1 protein-coding gene is annotated in these 322 nt (G+C 58.4%); it reads left to right on the top strand.

Annotated elements, in window-relative coordinates; translation table 11 throughout:
• Positions 1 to 276 (top strand): hypothetical protein (locus NPS56_RS31110; RefSeq protein WP_274078187.1); only part of this gene is annotated, 276 nt, incomplete at its 5' end.
• Positions 277 to 322 lie beyond the last annotated feature (46 nt).

Raw genomic sequence — 322 nt, 5'->3', positions numbered from 1 at the left:
TGTGTCTACCGTGGTTTCGTGCGCGATATATACCTTGCCGGCGAAGGCGGCCTTGAGTCTGGTGCGAGTCTTTCGGGCCTCTTCGCTGTCAAGCCAGCTCCTACAAAAACGTGCCTCTGCCGTGGTTTCGTGCGCGACATATACCTTGTAGGAGCCGGCTTGCCGGCGAAGGCAGCCTTGAGTCTGGTGCTGCTCTATCGGGCCTCTTCGCTGGCAAGCCAGCTCCTACAAAAACGTGCCTCTACCATGGTTTCGTGCACGACATATACCTTGTAGGAGCCGGCTTGCCGGCGAAGGCGGCCTTGAGTCTGGTGCTGCTCTA

Origin of the sequence: Pseudomonas putida (genome assembly GCF_028682635.1) — a bacterium.
Taxonomy (GTDB): Bacteria; Pseudomonadota; Gammaproteobacteria; order Pseudomonadales; family Pseudomonadaceae; genus Aquipseudomonas; species Aquipseudomonas putida_AE.
The sequence above is the reverse complement of the archived record's forward strand: the minus strand, read 5'-3'. Positions and strand labels throughout refer to the sequence as shown.